Origin of the sequence: Streptococcus mitis, assembly GCF_009496205.1 — a bacterium.
Classification (GTDB): domain Bacteria; phylum Bacillota; class Bacilli; order Lactobacillales; family Streptococcaceae; genus Streptococcus; species Streptococcus mitis_BN.
The window spans coordinates 1-18,354 of the sequence record NZ_WIJO01000001.1; the positions used below are offsets into that span (position 1 = coordinate 1).

Here is an 18,354-nt window from a genome sequence, read left to right on the forward strand (position 1 = left end):
TCTTAAAGCTGAAATTCAAGCTATTTTTACTGAGCACAAAGGAAATTATGGCTATCGCCGAATAACTCTTGAATTGAGGAATCGTGGTCATATAGTAAACCATAAGAAGGTCCAACGTCTGATGAAAGTACTCAATTTACAAGCTAAAATGCGACAGAAACGAAAATATTCTTCTCATAAAGGAGACGTTGGCAAGAAGGCAGAGAATCTTATTCAACGCCAGTTTGAAGCATCGAGACCAATGGAAAAGTGCTACACAGATGTGACAGAGTTTGCCATTCCAAATAGCACACAGAAACTCTATTTATCGCCTGTTTTAGATGGATTTAACAGCGAAATTATTGCTTTTAATCTTTCTTGTTCTCCTAATTTAGAACAAGTAAAAACGATGTTGGAACAAGCCTTCACAGAGAATTACTATGAGAATACTGTTCTTCATAGTGACCAAGGCTGGCAATACCAACACGATTCTTATCATCGGTTCCTAGAGAGTAAGGGAATTCAAGCATCCATGTCACGTAAAGGTAACAGCCCAGACAATGGTATGATGGAGTCCTTCTTTGGCATTTTAAAATCCGAAATGTTTTATGGCTATGAGAAAACCTTTAAATCACTTAATCAATTGGAACAAGCTATTGTAGACTATATTGATTACTACAACAATAAACGAATTAAGGTAAAACTAAAAGGACTTAGCCCTGTGCAATACAGAACTAAATCCTTCGGATAAATTAATTGTCTAACTTTTGGGGTCAGTACAGAAGAACCTTGGTAATATGCGTTTTGTTATGTAGAGACTTATACTCTTCGAAAATCTTTTCAAACCACGTTAACGTCGCCTTGTCGTATGTCTATGTTATTGAAAATACCTCAAAACTTCTATGGGTTTGTGGGCGATATAATCAGGCTGATAGTTTAGTAGATCTGCTTGCTCTCCAAATCCCCAAGTGACGGCCAATTTCTGAATGCCTGTTTCTTGAGCTCCAAGCATATCAAACTTGGTATCTCCGATGATGATGGCTTGTTCCGGTGCTAGTTGATGTGTCTGCAAGGCTTGGCGTATGACATCTGCCTTATGGGGTGCTTCGGGGCTGGAACCATAAATGCCATCAAAGAAATGATAGATTCCCAAGTTTTTAGTCATGTCTTGAGCGGTTGGAGTATTCTTTGTAGTGGTGATATAAAGAGGGTAATTGCTCGTTAACTCCTCAAGCAAGCCTACAATATGAGGGAAGAGCTGAGCTTCATGGATGCCTTTCTCCTTATAGTACGAACGGTATATCTGCACGGCTTCAGAAATTTGTTCTTTGGGAAGGCAGGTCGCAAAACTACTTTCAAGAGGCGGTCCCATAAAACCACGAATCGTTTTGGCATCAGGACTAGGCACCCCCAGTTCCTTAAATGTATGAGTAAAGGCATTGTGAATCCCGATAGAACTGTCAACGAGGGTTCCATCCAGATCGAAAAAGATAGCTGTGATAGAGGTCATGGTTTCTCCTATTTGATAAGCTTATTCTCCGAAAATTTCTTTTTGGAGGCGACGACCAGTAGGGGTGGCAGCGAGTCCACCTTCAGCTGTTTCACGAAAGGCAGTTGGCATGCTTGCTCCTACTTGGTACATGGCATCGATAACCTCATCCACAGGGATTTTAGATTCGATACCTGCCAAAGCCATGTCTGCTGCGATGAAGGCAAAGCTAGCTCCCATGGCATTGCGTTTGACACAGGGAACTTCGACCAAGCCGGCAACAGGGTCACAGATGAGGCCCAGCATATTTTTAATGACAAAGGCAATGGCCTGGCTGGCCTGATAAGGTGTTCCGCCTGCAGCTAGAGTCAAGGCTGCAGCACTCATAGCAGATGCTGAACCAACCTCAGCTTGGCAACCGCCTTCAGCACCCGAGATAGAGGCGTTGTTTGCGATGACTAGTCCAAAGGCACCAGCAGCAAAGAGGAAATCCAGCTGTTGCTCGTGGCTGAGGTCTAATTTTTCAATAGCAGCAGTGAGAACGGAAGGGAGACAGCCGGCACTTCCTGCGGTCGGAGTGGCACAAACCAAGCCCATTTTAGCATTGTGTTCATTGACTGCAATGGCATTTCGGGCAGCAGAGAGAATCGTGTAATCTGACAGAGTTTTTCGATTTTTTATGTAGTGATCCAATTTGGCAGCATCTCCACCTGTCAGGCCACTACGAGATTTATTTTCATTGAGGCCAAGTTGGACAGAGGCTTTCATGACTTCCAGATTGCGTTCCATGAGAAGGAGGACTTCCTCACGTTCGCGACCGGTCAATTCAAACTCTGTTGTAATCATAAGTTCTGAGACATTTCCTTGAAAGTCCAGATCTGCTTGCTCGACCAATTCTTTGATAGAATAAAACATGCTTCCTCCTATTTAAAGAAATTGACATTGTGGAGATGAGGGATTTTTCGAATTTCTTCGATGGCCTCATCACAGTTGCGACTGTCAACTTCGATAATCATAATAGCTTTTTCACCAGCTTTTTCACGAGTGACATTCATTTGGGCGATATTGATACCATAGCGTGAAAGGGCTTCTGTTACAAGAGCAATCATACCTGGAATATCTTGATGAACAATGATGATAGTCGGTGTATTCATATTGAGAGAGACGGCAAAGCCATTGAGTTCGGTTACTTGAATATTTCCTCCACCGATAGAAATACCAGTTACGCTGATGGTCTTGTGGGCATTTTTAACGGTAATTTTAGTGGTATTAGGGTGAGGGGCATTACTGTCTTTCTGAATGGTCCAGACAATCTTGATGCCGCGCTTGTGGGCAATTTCCAGGCTGTTTGGGATTTCAGGATCATCTGTATCCATGCCCAAAATGCCTGCAACAAGGGCTAGGTCTGTCCCGTGGCCACGATAGGTCTTGGCAAATGAGTTAAATAGTTGGAATTCGACTTCTGTCGGAGTAGCATCAAAAATGGAAGAGACAATCTTCCCAATACGAACAGCACCAGCTGTATGGCTACTAGATGGGCCAATCATAACTGGTCCGATGATATCAAAGACAGATTGAAAACGAAGTGATTTCATCAGTTTCCCCTTATAAAAATTCTTATCTCTATTATATCAAAGAATGGGTGTCTTGACTTTAATTGTGGATAAAAACCTTTTTAATGCCACAAACAGCATAAAATAGCGACTTTTATGACAAAAATGGCTTATTTAGGGAAATAAAAAATAATTTTGTAATATTTCTACATAAAAGTGTTAAGAAATAGTAATATTTAAAGGGTATGATAGAAGTATAGAAAGAAGGAGAATTTTCAAATATGAAATCAACAACTAAAAAGATTAAAACAACTCTTGCAGGAGTAGCTGCCTTGTTTGCAGTATTTGCTCCATCATTTGTATCTGCTCAAGAATCATCAACTTACACTGTTAAAGAAGGTGATACACTTTCAGAAATCGCTGAAACTCACAACACAACTGTTGAGAAATTGGCAGAAAACAACCACATTGACAACATCCATATGATTTATGTTGGTCAAGAGTTGGTTATCGACGGTCCAGTAGCACCAGCAGCAACACCAGCGCCAGCTACTTATGCAGCACCAGCTGCTCAAGATGAAACTGTTTCAGCTCCAGTAGCAGAAACTACAGAAGTAGTAGAAGAAGCAGCACCAGCTGCAAGCGCTCCTGTAGCAGAAGAAACTGTTGCTACAGCAGAAACTTCAGCACCAGCCGCAACTGTAAGCGGATCTGAAGCAGAAGCTAAAGAATGGATTGCACAAAAAGAATCAGGTGGTAGCTATACAGCTACAAATGGACGTTACATTGGACGTTACCAATTGACAGATTCATACTTGAACGGTGACTACTCAGCTGAAAACCAAGAACGTGTAGCAGATGCTTACGTTGCAGGACGTTACGGTTCATGGTCAGCCGCTAAAAACTTTTGGCTTAACAACGGCTGGTATTAAGAAATAGGGGAAAGAGCTTTGAATAGCTCTTTTTTCTTTCCTTTTTAGAATCCTGTTCACACTATGTAGACAATCTGATATAATCTTCTCAAAAAAGTAGTATAATGTTTTTATAGAATATAAATAGTGGTGGTTAGCATGCATGCATTATTAGCAACAAGATTAAAAAATAAGCGAAAAGAGTTGGGGTGGTCGCAAAAAGAGTTGGCAGAAGGAATTTGCCAACAAACTCAGATAAGTCGAATGGAACAAGGCAAATATATGCCAGGAGCAGATTTGTTATATAAATTATCTGAAAAAATGGGCTTAAATATGGACTATTTCTTTTCAGGAGAAATTTCGAAAGAGTTTCTAGGCTTGTCTGCTTTCAAGAGATTGTCTGAAACATTATTGGAAAATCAAGATTATGCCTCTTTGAAATATGCTTTTGAGGGAGAGAGAAAGCAACAGACTTCTTTATCTTTTGATGAAAAGATTTATCTGGACTGGATAGATGCCATTCTAACTTATCAATGTGAACATCAATTAAAACTAGCTATTTCAAAAATAGAGGACATCCTTAGTAGGATTAGTATTGATAAAGTGGATTACTTATATATTTTGAATACCCTGCTGATTTTCTTAGGCTATGATGAGGATAAGGAGAAATTTGAGCAACTATATGATCAGGTTTCCGTAGCCCTTTCAAAAATCGATACTAGTGTGCGTGAACAAATTGAGTTGTATATCAAAATAAAATACAATTATTGTTACCACCTTTGGAAACAGGAGGAGATGGATAAGTCCAGAGCGCTATTATTGGAGATAATTGAATTTTGTAACAAATATCATAGTAGCTTTAGGTTAGCAGATTTATATTGTTTATTGGGAAATGTAACAGAAGATCTTGATATCTCTGTTGCTAAGGACTATTATATGAAAGCTAAGGTGCTTTATCTAATTGAAAATAATGAAGTCAAGGCGCTCAAGGTGGAACAATATCTAATGGATAAGCAGTCAGATAATGTATAAGGATAGCAAAAGCTATCTTTTTTATGTGTAAAATATAACTATAATTCTTCTTTTTGAAAACATTTAATATTTGCTTTAATTGCTTGACAGGTTATATATGTTGATTTATAATATAGGTGAAACGGGAGGTGTGCAAGCGTTGACAAATTCAGTGACCTTAACTTTGTATTTAGTCGAGAATTATGATGTAGCTAGAAAAGAAAGAATTCTAGTTTGACAATCTTACCAGTCTTATTTAAAGTTGTTATGGAACTATTTTCAAAATAAATAGGCCTCTGCTTTGGGCGGAGTAGTGAATCAGGAGGTTAAGTGATGAACTACAATGTAAAATATCTCTTATCAGGAATATTTATTATAGTCTTTATAGGTTTTCTAGTCTGGATGCGTTATTTTAATCAGAGGAAGGAAGAAGAGCATTCGGATGTGTCTTTTGAAGCGAGGTTAGATAGTGAGGTCAAGGCCTTATATAAACAACTAGGATTGGGTGAGGAGCCTCATTATTTCTTAGCGTATCGCTACCTACATCCTTGGTTCAACTTGGCGATTTTACCACCAACAGTTGAAATTTTCTTAACTAAAATAGCGCTGGTGATGGTAACTCCAGATGAACTACTAATAAGAAATCTTGGGAATGGGATGACTTTCACAAGTGAGCATCATCGTGATTTGCGGCAAGGACTTATCCGCATTCCAAAATCAGAGATGAAAGAATTTGAGATTCGCAACTGGAAAAGAGTTTTTATATTTGGCGATTTTTTGACAATTAAAACAAGCCAACATAGCTATTATTTGCAGGTTAGAGATGATGGACTTCAAAAGGGAAGTCTCTCTACCAAACATTTCTCAGACTTGAAACGACAAGATTTTCTAGGATTATTAACAGATAAAAGAACATTCTGATTGACAATTATCCAAAAAACGAATCTCTGAACGTTCAAAAACCACACAGTGTTTCTTTCAGCTTGATTGTATTCAAAACTGGAATCACTGTGTGGTTTTATTGGAAAGTTAGTTTTTTCCCAGTTTCGTCTCTTCACGGGAGGTATCTCTATGAAAAAAATCAGTCATCTTTGTATGCTCTTGCTCTTACTGTGTACTACGTTTTTTGTCCTGAATGTAAATGTTACACGAGAAATAGTGCGGATTCAGGAGATGGGCAAGACAACTTATTCATTTGACTTGTACTTGAAAGATGTCACTAAACCGACAGAAACTATTCTCCAGTTTTTTGAAGAGGTTGCAAGTCAAGACAAGGTCTCTATTATCAAAATAGATAATGGCGATGAGGTGGTCAAGGCTGGTGTTTTTGATAAGGAAACCTTCCCCTATCAGGAGTTCGGTTTGACTTCTCTTGATTTTTCAAAGAACGAAAAGGGGGTCTACAGCAACCAGGATCTTCCCAATAATCTAGGAACCATTCCCACCTTTTTAAAGGTGAAACTTATTCGACTCCAGACCTTCCAATCCTATATTGAGGATAAATCCCATACTGTAAATGGGCGCTACATGATTACCTCCAGCAAAGAGATAAATCGCGATACCATTCTACAAAAGTGGAGTGATTTTTTCCAGATAGATAAGACGGTTTTATTAGAACCCACTTACCGAAGTCAGGTTGGAGTGCTAAATCAAGAGTTGTTACTATCTATCATTATCTTTATCTTGGCAATCTTGCTTGTGATTTTAATGACAGTTTATCAGCCGATGATGGAGATGAAACGAGTGGGGGTTCAAAAGTTACTTGGTTTTCAAAGCAGGGCGATTTTAGCTGGTTTTGTAAAGACTAATTTTTATCTTCTCTTGGGTGGAAGTCTTATCATTGACTTGGGACTATTTTTAGTGCTGGACTACAGACCAAAGCTTCTGTTCCCAAGTTTACTCTTATCCCAATTCCTGCTTTTACAGTTGTATTTGTTCATCAGTTGGCTGACCTACCTGATGATTCAGAAAATGACAGTCAGTTCTATGTTGAAAGGTTTTTCATCTGTCAAACTTGGTCTCATCTTCAATTATGTGATGAAAATAGGGACAACTATTTTACTGACGGCCTTACTGATTGGGGTGGGAAGAAGTCTAGAACAAGAAAACAAAGAACTTGCTTATCAGCAACAGTGGGTAAGCCAAGGGAATTACTTGACCTTGGAAAATTTCCGCCTCAGTGATAACCTGTGGCAAGAAGAGCTAGCAGGGTCAGGGAAATCTACAGATTATTTCTACCAATTTTATCAAGATTTGCTAGCAAAAACACAAGTAAACTATGTGCGAGGTGCGAGTCTTCCTATCAAACCAGTCATCAAAGCAGAACAAGTGCAGCAGTACCAACTGCCTGATGAGGTAGATGTTTACTATGCTAATAGCAATTTTCTAAAGAGCAAGGGATTCAAGTTACCAGATACCGGCACTAAAAAAGTTATTTTGATGCCAGCCAGTGATAAAGGACAAGAAGGCAAGAATCAGTTCTTGGGAAAATCCATCGCCTATCTTTCTATGAGGTATGAAGATCAACAAAAGAAAACAATAGAAGATATGGATGTGGAAATTGCCTACTATGAAGGAGATTGGTCTTTCTTCCCTTATAATAATGAGCGAAAGGAAAATCTCCACAATCCAATCATTAGTCTGGTAAATGATCAAGACATGATGTGGGAAGAAAAGACTCGCTTGTCAACGACAGGTTTAAACAACCCGATGAAAGTTGAAAATACAGAACAAAATCAAAAAGTGATTACAGAGTTAGTCGATAACTTATCTGATGGTAGCTATTTAAAATTTTCATCGATTCAAGCAATTCAAGAGGAGATGGTCGATACCTATCGGGATTCTGTTCGTAATTTTAACGTTCTTTTTGCCTTATTTGCTCTTCTCAGTATGATTGTCTCCTACTTTTTACTCGTTACCACTTTCTTGTTGAAGCGCAGGGATATCATTACCAAGAAGTTTATGGGGTGGAAACTGGTCGATCGCTACCGAGCTCTCTTAGTTCTGCTCTTGCTGGGCTATAGTCTCCCCCTTCTAGTCTTGATTTTCTTTGCCCATGCGTTCTTGCCACTTCTGCTGTTTGCAGGCTTTACATGTCTGGATATACTATTTGTGCTAGTTTTGGCTTCTAGGATGGAGAAAAGAAGTCTAGTAGAGTTATTGAAAGGGGGCATCTTATGATTGAGTTGGAAAATATTACCAAAACCATTGGGGGAAAAGTGATTTTGGATAACTTGTCTCTCAGGATTGATCAGGGGGATTTGGTAGCCATTGTTGGTAAGAGTGGTAGTGGTAAGTCGACCTTGTTAAATTTATTAGGTTTGATAGATAGTGATTACAGCGGACGATATGAGATTTTTGGTCAGACAAATCTAGCGGTCAATTCTGCCAAGTCGCAAACAATAATCCGTGAACATATCTCTTATCTGTTTCAAAATTTTGCCCTAATTGATGATGAAACGGTCGAGTACAATCTCATGCTGGCGCTGAAATATGTGAAATTGTCCAAGAAAGACAAGCTCAAAAAGGTGGAAGAGATTTTAGAGAGAGTAGGTTTGCCAGCTACTTTGCATCAAAAGGTCTCCGAGTTGTCTGGTGGTGAACAACAACGAATTGCAGTTGCTAGAGCCATCTTAAAACCCAGCCAGCTGATTTTAGCTGATGAACCGACAGGTTCGCTGGATCCTGAAAATAGAGATTTGGTCTTGAAGTTTCTCTTGGAGATGAATCGAGAGGGGAAAACAGTCATTATTGTGACCCACGATGCTTATGTAGCCCAACAATGTCATCGTATCATTGAATTGGGCGAGGGAAAATGAGTTCGTTTGGTTTCATTTGACTGACTGAATACTCATATTTTCCAGAGATAAATAGCATAAATACGCCTAGGAATGACATTTTTATGTGGTATTTCTAGGTTTTTTTGTTTTAAACTGAAAAAATTTTCAATTTAGGCTTGACAAACGATGAGCATAAGTGTATTATTTATACAACCAAAAGGAATAAACATAAAGGAGACTTTGTTATGAATAAGATGAAGAAGGTGTTGATGACGATGTTTGGTTTAGTGATGCTCCCCCTACTATTTGCTTGTAGTAACAATCAATCGGCTGGAATTGAAGCCATCAAGTCCAAAGGAAAATTGGTTGTAGCCCTCAATCCAGATTTTGCTCCATTTGAATACCAAAAAGTGGTTGATGGGAAAAATCAGATTGTGGGTTCAGATATCGAATTAGCCAAGGTTATCGCAACAGAACTAGGTGTCGAATTGGAACTATCTCCCATGAGCTTTGACAATGTATTGGCTAGTGTTCAATCAGGAAAAGCCGACCTTGCCATATCAGGTGTTTCTAAGACAGATGAACGAAGCAAGGTGTTCGATTTTTCAACTCCCTACTATACTTCAAAAAATAAGCTCATTGTCAAAAAATCTGATTTAGCCACTTATCAGTCTGTCAAAGACTTAGCGCAGAAAAAGGTCGGAGCGCAGAAAGGTTCGATTCAAGAGACGATGGCGAAAGACTTGCTACAAAATTCATCCCTCGTATCTCTGCCTAAAAATGGGAATTTAATTACAGATTTAAAATCAGGGCAAGTGGATGCCGTTATCTTTGAAGAACCTGTTGCCAAGGGATTTGTGGAAAATAATCCTGATTTAGCAATCGCAGACCTCAATTTTGAAAAAGAGCAAGATGATTCTTATGCGGTCGCCATGAAAAAAGATAGCAAGGAATTGAAAGAGGCGGTCGATAAAACCATTCAAAAGTTGAAGGAGTCTGGGGAATTAGACAAACTCATTGAGGATGCCTTTAAAGCGTCCATTGAAAAATAGAAAGAAGGAAAAGAACATGAGTAAAGAAAAAGTAATTTTGGCCTATTCTGGCGGTTTGGACACATCAGTTGCTATTACCTGGCTAAAGAAAGACTATGAAGTTGTTGCAGTTTGTATGGATGTGGGTGAAGGGAAAGACTTGGATTTCATCCATGATAAGGCTCTTAAGGTTGGGGCAGTCGAATCTTATGTCATTGATGTTAAGGACGAATTTGCTACAGATTATGTGCTAGTGGCTCTTCAGTCACATGCCTATTATGAACAAAAGTACCCCTTGGTATCTGCCTTGAGCCGCCCTCTTATTTCTAAAAAATTGGTTGAAATAGCGCATCAGACAGGAGCTACTACAATTGCTCATGGTTGTACAGGTAAGGGGAATGACCAAGTACGTTTTGAAGTATCGATTGCAGCCTTGGATCCCAATTTAAAAGTGATTGCGCCAGTTCGTGAATGGAAATGGTCTCGGGAGGAAGAAATTCATTATGCGAAGGAAAATGGGGTACCTGTTCCTGCTGACCTTGACAATCCCTACTCTGTCGACCAAAATCTTTGGGGACGTGCCAATGAGTGTGGTATTTTGGAAAATCCATGGAATCAGGCTCCAGAAGAAGCCTTTGGCATCACAACTTCTCCAGAGCAAGCTCCAGATATGCCAGAATACATTGATATTGAGTTTAGTGAAGGTGTTCCAGTTTCCCTTAATGGAGAAGGGTTAAAATTGGCAGATTTGATTCAAAAACTCAATGAAATAGCTGGAAAGCATGGGGTCGGACGGATTGACCACGTGGAAAATCGTTTGGTTGGGATTAAATCAAGAGAAATCTATGAATGCCCAGGGGCAGTGACTCTACTGACAGCTCATAAGGAAATTGAGGACTTGACGCTTGTGAGAGAAGTGGCTCATTTTAAACCAATTATAGAAAATGAATTATCAAATCTCATTTATAATGCTTTGTGGTTTAGTCCGGCTACACAAGCCTTGATTGCTTATATTAAAGAGACTCAAAAAGTTGTCAATGGGACTGCAAAAGTCAAACTCTATAAGGGAAGCGCTCAGGTCGTAGCTCGGAAATCACCAAATTCTCTTTACGATGAAAATTTGGCGACTTATACCAGTGCGGATACCTTTGACCAAGATGCGGCTGTTGGCTTTATTAAGTTGTGGGGACTTCCAACCAAGGTTCATTCTGAGGTTCAAAAAAGCGCCAAATAGGGCGATTGGCTAGAGAGGTGGATGTGATATGGCTAAGAATACAAAATTATGGGGTGGTCGCTTTGAAGGTACTGTCGAAGACTGGGTAGAGCGCTTTGGTGCGAGTATATCTTTTGACCAGAAATTAGCTAAATTTGATGTGATTGGTTCTTTAGCCCACGTTCAGATGTTGGGTCAGACGGGCATTTTGAGTTTGAAGGAGTCAGAAAAGATTCAAGAAGGCTTGAAAGAGCTCCTAGAAGAGCTAGAGGCAGGCCAACTTGACTTTGATATCGCAAACGAAGATATTCATATGAATATGGAAGTGTTGCTGACAGAAAAAATTGGTCCCCTTGCAGGGAAACTACATACGGCTCGTTCTCGAAACGACCAAGTTGCGACAGATATGCACTTGTATCTCAAGGAACAACTAGGCCATGTCCTAGATAAACTGGCTCATCTTAAAGGTGTTTTATTAGACTTGGCGGAAAATCATGTGGAGACGATCATGCCGGGCTATACCCATTTGCAACATGCCCAGCCTATTAGTTTTGCCCACCACCTGATGGCTTACTACAATATGTTTCAAAGAGACAGTGAACGTTTTGAATTTAACCAGCAGCATACAGACCTATGCCCTCTAGGTGCGGCAGCTTTGGCAGGAACAACTTTCCCCATTGATCGCCAATTGTCTAGCAATTTGCTGGAGTTTAAGCAACCTTATACAAATTCTTTAGATGCTGTTAGTGACCGCGATTTTATCTTAGAATTTCTATCCAATGCCAGCATACTCATGATGCATATGAGCCGTTTTTGCGAAGAAATGATCAATTGGTGTAGTTTTGAGTACCAATTCATTACCTTGTCAGATACGTTTACAACAGGCTCCTCTATTATGCCACAAAAGAAAAATCCAGATATGGCTGAGTTGATTCGAGGAAAGACTGGCAGAGTTTATGGGAATCTGTTTGGACTATTGACAGTCATGAAGTCCTTGCCTTTAGCTTATAATAAGGATCTGCAAGAGGATAAGGAAGGAATGTTTGATACGGTCGAAACGATTTTAAATTCCCTTGATGTGTTGGCAGGTATGTTATCTAGCTTGCAGGTAAACAAGGAAAAAATGCAAGAGTCTACAGAGAAGGACTTTTCAAATGCGACTGAGTTGGCAGATTATTTGGCAGGGAAAGGCTTGCCATTTAGAGAAGCTCATGAGGTTGTGGGAAGATTAGTGCTAGACTCTATCAAGTCTGCTAAAAATATTCAAGATTGGACTTTGGAGGAATTACAAGCCTATCATTCCCTCATTGCCGAGGATATCTATGTCTACTTGCAACCTAAAACTGCTGTTCAAAGACGAAATTCCTTGGGAGGTACAGGATTTGACCAAGTGAAATACCAGATTGCAGTTGCTAAGAAAGCGAATGAAGCTAAAAAGTGCTAGATTGATAGGTTCAGAACAAGAGGTTGGTAGATTATCAGCCTCTTCCTTGTCTTCTCTAACCAAGCATGTTATAATGAATACTGCTCAAGCGACCTTCAATCGTGAAGCACACACGACCTTCAATCGTGAATAAACGAATAGATGGGAGACTTACCATGAGTGATAACTCTAAAACACGTGTTGTCGTGGGGATGAGTGGTGGTGTTGATTCGTCGGTGACGGCTCTCTTGCTCAAGGAGCAGGGCTACGATGTGATTGGTATCTTCATGAAGAACTGGGATGATACAGATGAAAACGGCGTCTGTACGGCGACCGAAGATTATAAGGATGTGGCTGCGGTGGCAGACCAGATCGGCATTCCCTACTACTCTGTCAATTTTGAAAAAGAGTACTGGGACCGCGTTTTTGAGTATTTCCTAGCGGAATACCGTGCAGGGCGTACGCCAAATCCAGATGTCATGTGCAACAAGGAAATCAAGTTCAAGGCCTTTTTAGACTATGCCATGACCTTGGGGGCAGACTATGTAGCGACTGGGCACTATGCCCGTGTAGCGCGTGATGAGGATGGCACTGTTCACATGCTTCGTGGTGTGGACAATGGCAAGGATCAGACCTATTTCCTCAGCCAACTTTCGCAAGAACAACTTCAAAAAACCATGTTCCCTCTGGGGCATTTGGAAAAGCCTGAAGTTCGCAGACTAGCAGAAGAAGCAGGACTTGCGACTGCTAAGAAGAAAGACTCGACAGGGATTTGCTTTATCGGAGAAAAGAACTTTAAAAACTTCCTCAGCAACTACCTACCAGCTCAGCCTGGTCGCATGATGACTGTGGATGGCCGCGATATGGGCGAGCATGCAGGCCTTATGTACTATACGATTGGTCAGCGTGGTGGTCTCGGTATCGGTGGCCAACACGGCGGTGACAATGCTCCTTGGTTCGTTGTCGGAAAAGATCTAAGCAAGAATATCCTCTATGTCGGCCAAGGTTTCTATCATGACTCGCTCATGTCAACAAGCCTAGAAGCCAGTCAAGTCCACTTTACTCGTGACATGCCAGAGGAGTTTACGCTCGAATGTACGGCTAAATTCCGCTACCGTCAGCCTGATTCTAAGGTGACCGTCTATGTCAAAGGAGATAAGGCAGAGGTTATCTTTGCAGAACCGCAACGCGCCATCACACCAGGACAGGCAGTTGTCTTTTACGATGGCGAAGAGTGTCTAGGTGGTGGTTTGATTGACAATGCTTACCGGGATGGACAAGTTTGTCAGTACATTTAGATTGACAAATTTTCTCAATTTGCTACAATAATAAAAGCAATAGAAATGATGGTCAAAGCTCATGGATGTTGCAGGCTTTTTTGTCCTGCACTTCTTTGGAGTTTTGACTGTTTTTGTGTCGTTTAGAGGAAAGGACAAGAATGATTCAACAAGACTTTCGGACAAAAACAGGAAATACAGTTTTTGGAGTTCGGGCGACAGCCTTGATTGTCCAAAATCGCAAGCTCCTAGTCACCAAAGATAAGGGCAAGTATTACACTATTGGCGGTGCCATCCAAGTTAACGAAAGAACGGAAGAAGCGGTAGTCCGTGAAGTGAGGGAAGAACTGGGTGTCGAAGCTCAAGCTGAGCAACTAGCTTTTGTTGTTGAAAATCGTTTTGAAGAAGATGGTGTCTATTGGCACAACATCGAGTTTCATTATCTGGTGGACTTGCTTGAGGATGCCCCGTTGACCATGCAGGAAGATGAGAAAAGGCAGCCTTGTGAGTGGATTGATTTGGATCAGCTTAAGGGTATCAATCTAGTTCCAGCCTTTTTGAAAACAGCCCTGCCAGATTGGGACGGCCAACTAAGACACATTCATCTTGAGGAATAGGAGAGAAAAGGATGGTTAAGCTTATTGCCCATGTACTTGTTCATAGTGGTGATGATTATTTGCTCATTCAGCGTTCGGAAATTAAAAGAGGACAACCCAATGTTTATCCAACTTACTGGGATATTCCTGGTGGCGGGGTTGAAAAGGGTGAACTTCCGCGAGATGGAGTTCTTAGAGAATGTATTGAAGAAGCGGGAGTTAGGCTAGATAGCAGTTTGCTCAAACTTCTTCACGAAGATAGTCAACTGGATACCTCTAAGGATACTGTCTTTACTCGCTTAGTTGATAAAGCAGAGTGGGTTGGGGAGAAGCCAATTATCAGATTAGATCCTGAAGAGCATACGCACTTTAAATGGGTTACTATGGCTCAAGCTCTAGAGGAGGAGAAGTTAGTTCCTTATTTGAGAGAAATTTTTGAAAGGTTAAGAAATGACATATAATTTTACTGAAGAATACGATATTATTGTAATTGGTGCGGGACACGCTGGGGTAGAAGCATCCCTAGCAGCCAGCCGTATGGGTTGTAAGGTCTTGCTTGCGACTATCAACATTGAAATGCTGGCTTTCATGCCTTGTAATCCCTCTATCGGAGGTTCTGCCAAGGGGATTGTCGTACGTGAGGTCGATGCCCTCGGTGGTGAAATGGCCAAAACCATTGATAAGACTTACATCCAGATGAAGATGCTCAACACAGGGAAGGGGCCAGCTGTCCGTGCCCTTCGTGCGCAGGCTGACAAGGAACTTTACTCTAAGGAAATGCGCAAGACAGTTGAAAACCAAGAAAATCTGACCCTTCGTCAGACCATGATTGATGAGATTTTGGTCGAAGATGGCAAGGTTGTCGGTGTCCGTACAGCTACCCATCAAGAGTATGCTGCTAAGGCTGTTATCGTGACGACAGGGACGGCTCTACGTGGGGAAATTATCATTGGAGACCTTAAGTATTCATCAGGTCCTAACCACAGCTTGGCTTCTATTAACCTTGCTGATAACCTTAAGGAATTAGGACTCGAAATTGGTCGTTTCAAGACAGGAACGCCTCCACGTGTCAAGGCTTCTTCTATCAACTACGATGTGACAGAGATTCAGCCAGGGGACGAAGCGCCTAATCACTTCTCATACACTTCACGTGATGAGGATTATGTCAAAGATCAAGTGCCATGCTGGTTGACCTATACCAATGTTACCAGTCATGAAATTATCCAAAATAACCTCCACCGTGCGCCTATGTTTACAGGTGTGGTCAAGGGAGTGGGGCCTCGTTACTGCCCATCGATTGAGGACAAGATTGTGCGCTTTGCGGACAAGGAACGCCACCAACTATTCCTTGAGCCAGAAGGACGCAATACAGAGGAAGTCTATGTCCAAGGTCTTTCAACCAGTTTGCCTGAAGATGTGCAACGTGAACTGGTTCATTCTATCAAAGGTTTGGAAAATGCAGAGATGATGCGAACAGGTTATGCCATTGAGTACGATATGGTCTTGCCACACCAGTTGCGTGCGACTCTGGAAACCAAGAAAATCTCAGGTCTATTCACTGCTGGTCAGACAAATGGAACATCAGGTTATGAAGAAGCTGCTGGCCAAGGGATTATCGCTGGGATCAATGCGGCTCTGAAAATCCAAGGCAAGCCTGAATTGATTTTGAAGCGTAGTGACGGTTATATCGGGGTCATGATTGATGACTTGGTGACCAAGGGAACTATTGAACCCTACCGTCTCTTGACCAGTCGTGCTGAGTACCGTCTCATCCTCCGTCATGACAATGCCGATATGCGTTTGACTGAGATGGGCCGTGAGATTGGTCTTGTGGATGATGAACGCTGGGCTCGCTTTGAAATTAAGAAAAATCAATTTGAAAATGAGATGAAGCGCCTAGATAGTATCAAACTCAAGCCAGTCAAGGAAACAAATGCCAAGGTTGAGGAGATGGGCTTTAAACCGTTGACCGATGCAGTGACAGCCAAGGAATTCCTTCGCCGTCCAGAAGTTTCTTACCAAGATGTGGTAGCCTTCATCGGACCAGCTGCAGAAGACTTGGATGACAAGATTATCGAATTGATTGAAACAGAAATCAAATACGAAGGCTATATTTCCAAAGCCATGGATCAGGTTGCCAAGATGAAACGCATGGAAGAAAAACGCATTCCAGCCAATATTGACTGGGATGACATTGATTCTATTGCAACCGAAGCCCGTCAGAAGTTCAAACTCATCAATCCAGAAACCATCGGTCAAGCCAGCCGTATTTCGGGAGTAAACCCAGCAGATATTTCTATTTTGATGGTGTATCTTGAAGGTAAAAATCGTAGTATTTCTAAAAATCAAGAAAAGAAAGCATAGAAAAACAGCTCCGAAGACGGGGCTGTTTTGTTGATTTTCGAAGAGTATTATTCTTCATCTGGTGTGAGAATCATAGGGATGATGATCGGTTCACGTTCTGTATTTTCATAAAGGAAGGGGCGAATAGCGTTGACAATGGCACCATTGACAGATTGCACGCTAGCATCCTTGTTTTTCAGTGCGATACGAATGGCATTGAAGAGGATGCGTTGGCTTTGGCGAATCAAGTCGCCAGACTCTCTCATGTAGACAAAGCCTCGACTGAGGATGTCTGGACCAGATAGAATCATCTGCGATTTGAAGTCAACAGTTGCGACTGCCAGAACGACACCGTCTTCAGATAGATCACGACGATCTTTGAGGACAGCTGCGCCGATTTCACCGATACGATTTCCATCGACATAGATGTCTTGGGCGTTGAAATGACCTGCAATACGAGCTGAGTTAGCAGTAAGGGCAAGCACATCACCATTGCTCATGATAAAGATATTGTCCTTCTCAACACCAGTATCCACCGCAAGTCCAGCATGGACTTTTTGCATGCGGTATTCACCGTGAACAGGCATGAAGTATTTTGGCTTAATCAAGCGGAGCATGAGTTTTTGCTCTTGCTGACCACCGTGTCCAGATGTATGGATATTGTTCACTTTACCGTGGATAACTTCGACACCAGCTTCTGAAATGATGTTAATCAGCTTGTTGACGCTAGTAGTGTTTCCAGGGATTGGGCTAGAAGAGAAGATAACCGTATCACCTGGTTGGAGTTGCACCTGACGGTGGGTTCCGTTGGCGATACGAGAGAGGGCTGCCATCGGCTCGCCTTGACTACCTGTACAGAGGATAAGAATCTCGCCTGCAGGGTAGTCTTTGATTTCATTTGGCTCGATAAAGGTTCCCTTAGGAGCTTTGATGTAACCAAGCTCGATTCCGTTGACAATGGCTTTTTCCATAGAGCGACCAAAGACCGCAATCTTGCGTCCAGTCTTAACAGCGGCTTCTGTCGCTTGCTGGAGACGGAAGATATTTGAGGCAAAGGATGCAAAGATGATACGTCCTTCAATGCCTTGGATAATCTTCATGATGGACTGGCCAACGACTTTTTCAGAGTTGGTAAAGGTTGGAATTTCTGCATTTGTCGAGTCAGACAGGAGACAGAGTACACCTTCTTCACCAAGCGCAGCCATACGGTGCAAATCTGCTGGTTCACCAACTGGTGTTAAGTCAAACTTGAAGTCACCCGTACAGACAATTTTCCCTTGAGGAGTATGAATGACAATCCCCAAAGGCTCTGGAATAGAGTGAGTCGTTCTAAAGAAAGTTGCCTTGAGATTTTTAAAGGTCAACTCAGTGTTGTGGTTGATTTCGTAAAGTTTGGCGTTGCGCAAGAGGCCGTGTTCTTCGAGTTTCCCACGGATCAAAGCCAAGGCAAGTGGTCCAGCATAGATAGGGACATTTGCTTGCTTGAGTAGGAAAGGAATCCCACCGATGTGGTCCTCGTGTCCGTGTGTGATTAAGACAGCCTTGACGCGGTCGATATTGTCCACGATGTATGAGTAGTCAGGAATGACATAGTCGATACCCAGCAAGTCATCTTCTGGGAATTTAATCCCAGCATCGACGATAACAATCTCGTCTTGGTATTCAATCCCGTAAGTGTTTTTCCCGATTTCTCCCAGACCACCGATGGCAAAAACGCCGACTTCTTCAGGTTTAAGAGTGTAGGCCATA

18 protein-coding genes are annotated in these 18,354 nt (G+C 41.6%); 14 read left to right on the top strand and 4 right to left on the bottom strand.

Features of this window, described 5'->3' with window-relative positions; genetic code table 11:
- The coding region (locus GEZ85_RS00005; protein ID WP_153214771.1) for an IS3 family transposase at nucleotides 1–730 on the top strand (730 nt) is incomplete at its 5' end.
- A 126-nt stretch (nucleotides 731–856) separates the two neighbouring features.
- Here GEZ85_RS00005 and GEZ85_RS00010 read toward each other — a convergent pair.
- The 3 genes from GEZ85_RS00010 to sdaAB are packed head-to-tail and all read right to left on the bottom strand — an operon-like array spanning nucleotide 857 to nucleotide 3,063.
- Nucleotides 857–1,489 carry an HAD hydrolase-like protein gene (locus GEZ85_RS00010; protein ID WP_153208799.1) on the bottom strand — a complete coding sequence of 211 codons (633 nt, stop codon included), beginning with the start codon at nucleotides 1,487–1,489 and terminating at the stop codon, nucleotides 857–859.
- A gap of 21 nt (nucleotides 1,490–1,510) precedes the next feature.
- On the bottom strand, nucleotides 1,511–2,383 hold the full coding sequence (gene sdaAA / locus GEZ85_RS00015) for an L-serine ammonia-lyase, iron-sulfur-dependent, subunit alpha (protein WP_049543173.1): 873 nt from the start codon (nucleotides 2,381–2,383) through the stop codon (nucleotides 1,511–1,513).
- 8 nt (nucleotides 2,384–2,391) lie between these two features.
- Nucleotides 2,392–3,063 (bottom strand): L-serine ammonia-lyase, iron-sulfur-dependent subunit beta, encoded by a 672-nt coding sequence (sdaAB, locus tag GEZ85_RS00020; RefSeq protein WP_049515557.1) that lies wholly within the window; start codon nucleotides 3,061–3,063, stop codon nucleotides 2,392–2,394.
- 239 nt (nucleotides 3,064–3,302) lie between these two features.
- Here sdaAB and apf point away from each other — a divergent pair, with 239 nt between their 5' ends.
- The 13 genes from apf to mnmG all read left to right on the top strand — a co-directional run bounded on the left by apf (nucleotide 3,303) and on the right by mnmG (nucleotide 16,626).
- Nucleotides 3,303–3,953 carry an aggregation-promoting factor gene (gene apf, locus GEZ85_RS00025; RefSeq protein WP_084887758.1) on the top strand — a complete coding sequence of 217 codons (651 nt, stop codon included), beginning with the start codon at nucleotides 3,303–3,305 and terminating at the stop codon, nucleotides 3,951–3,953.
- Between the two features lie 138 nt (nucleotides 3,954–4,091).
- A complete protein-coding gene (locus GEZ85_RS00030; RefSeq protein ID WP_049500743.1) occupies nucleotides 4,092–4,964 on the top strand; it encodes a helix-turn-helix domain-containing protein in 873 nt (290 codons plus the stop codon).
- A gap of 312 nt (nucleotides 4,965–5,276) precedes the next feature.
- Nucleotides 5,277–5,864, top strand: a complete 588-nt coding sequence (locus GEZ85_RS00035) for a hypothetical protein (protein ID WP_049543167.1) — start codon at nucleotides 5,277–5,279, stop codon at nucleotides 5,862–5,864.
- 150 nt (nucleotides 5,865–6,014) lie between these two features.
- The gene (locus tag GEZ85_RS00040) at nucleotides 6,015–8,123 is read left to right on the top strand and encodes a bacteriocin-associated integral membrane family protein (protein WP_153208797.1); all 2,109 of its coding nucleotides are present in this window, start codon (nucleotides 6,015–6,017) and stop codon (nucleotides 8,121–8,123) included.
- The gene (locus tag GEZ85_RS00045) at nucleotides 8,120–8,761 is read left to right on the top strand and encodes an ABC transporter ATP-binding protein (RefSeq protein ID WP_153208795.1); all 642 of its coding nucleotides are present in this window, start codon (nucleotides 8,120–8,122) and stop codon (nucleotides 8,759–8,761) included. Before GEZ85_RS00040 ends, GEZ85_RS00045 begins: the two co-directional genes overlap by 4 nt.
- 206 nt (nucleotides 8,762–8,967) lie before the next feature.
- Nucleotides 8,968–9,774, top strand: a complete 807-nt coding sequence (locus GEZ85_RS00050; RefSeq protein WP_153208793.1) for an ABC transporter substrate-binding protein — start codon at nucleotides 8,968–8,970, stop codon at nucleotides 9,772–9,774.
- Nucleotides 9,775–9,790: 16 nt separating this feature from the next.
- Nucleotides 9,791–10,987, top strand: coding sequence for an argininosuccinate synthase (locus tag GEZ85_RS00055; protein WP_153208791.1), 1,197 nt, complete (start codon nucleotides 9,791–9,793; stop codon nucleotides 10,985–10,987).
- Nucleotides 10,988–11,015: 28 nt separating this feature from the next.
- Nucleotides 11,016–12,410, top strand: a complete 1,395-nt coding sequence (gene argH / locus GEZ85_RS00060; RefSeq protein ID WP_153208789.1) for an argininosuccinate lyase — start codon at nucleotides 11,016–11,018, stop codon at nucleotides 12,408–12,410.
- Nucleotides 12,391–12,543 carry a hypothetical protein gene (locus GEZ85_RS10175; protein WP_185757707.1) on the top strand — a complete coding sequence of 51 codons (153 nt, stop codon included), beginning with the start codon at nucleotides 12,391–12,393 and terminating at the stop codon, nucleotides 12,541–12,543. The genes argH and GEZ85_RS10175 overlap by 20 nt, the downstream gene beginning before the upstream one ends.
- A gap of 22 nt (nucleotides 12,544–12,565) precedes the next feature.
- The gene (gene mnmA, locus GEZ85_RS00065; RefSeq protein WP_153208787.1) at nucleotides 12,566–13,687 is read left to right on the top strand and encodes a tRNA 2-thiouridine(34) synthase MnmA; all 1,122 of its coding nucleotides are present in this window, start codon (nucleotides 12,566–12,568) and stop codon (nucleotides 13,685–13,687) included.
- A 140-nt stretch (nucleotides 13,688–13,827) separates the two neighbouring features.
- Nucleotides 13,828–14,283 carry an NUDIX hydrolase gene (locus GEZ85_RS00070; RefSeq protein WP_049500731.1) on the top strand — a complete coding sequence of 152 codons (456 nt, stop codon included), beginning with the start codon at nucleotides 13,828–13,830 and terminating at the stop codon, nucleotides 14,281–14,283.
- Nucleotides 14,284–14,294: 11 nt separating this feature from the next.
- Entirely contained in the window at nucleotides 14,295–14,723 is a 429-nt protein-coding gene (locus tag GEZ85_RS00075; RefSeq protein WP_153208785.1) for an NUDIX hydrolase, read from the top strand.
- On the top strand, nucleotides 14,713–16,626 hold the full coding sequence (mnmG, locus tag GEZ85_RS00080) for a tRNA uridine-5-carboxymethylaminomethyl(34) synthesis enzyme MnmG (protein WP_153208783.1): 1,914 nt from the start codon (nucleotides 14,713–14,715) through the stop codon (nucleotides 16,624–16,626). Before GEZ85_RS00075 ends, mnmG begins: the two co-directional genes overlap by 11 nt.
- 47 nt (nucleotides 16,627–16,673) lie before the next feature.
- Here mnmG and rnjA read toward each other — a convergent pair whose 3' ends face one another.
- On the bottom strand, nucleotides 16,674–18,353 hold the full coding sequence (gene rnjA, locus GEZ85_RS00085) for a ribonuclease J1 (RefSeq protein ID WP_153208781.1): 1,680 nt from the start codon (nucleotides 18,351–18,353) through the stop codon (nucleotides 16,674–16,676).
- Nucleotide 18,354 lies beyond the last annotated feature (1 nt).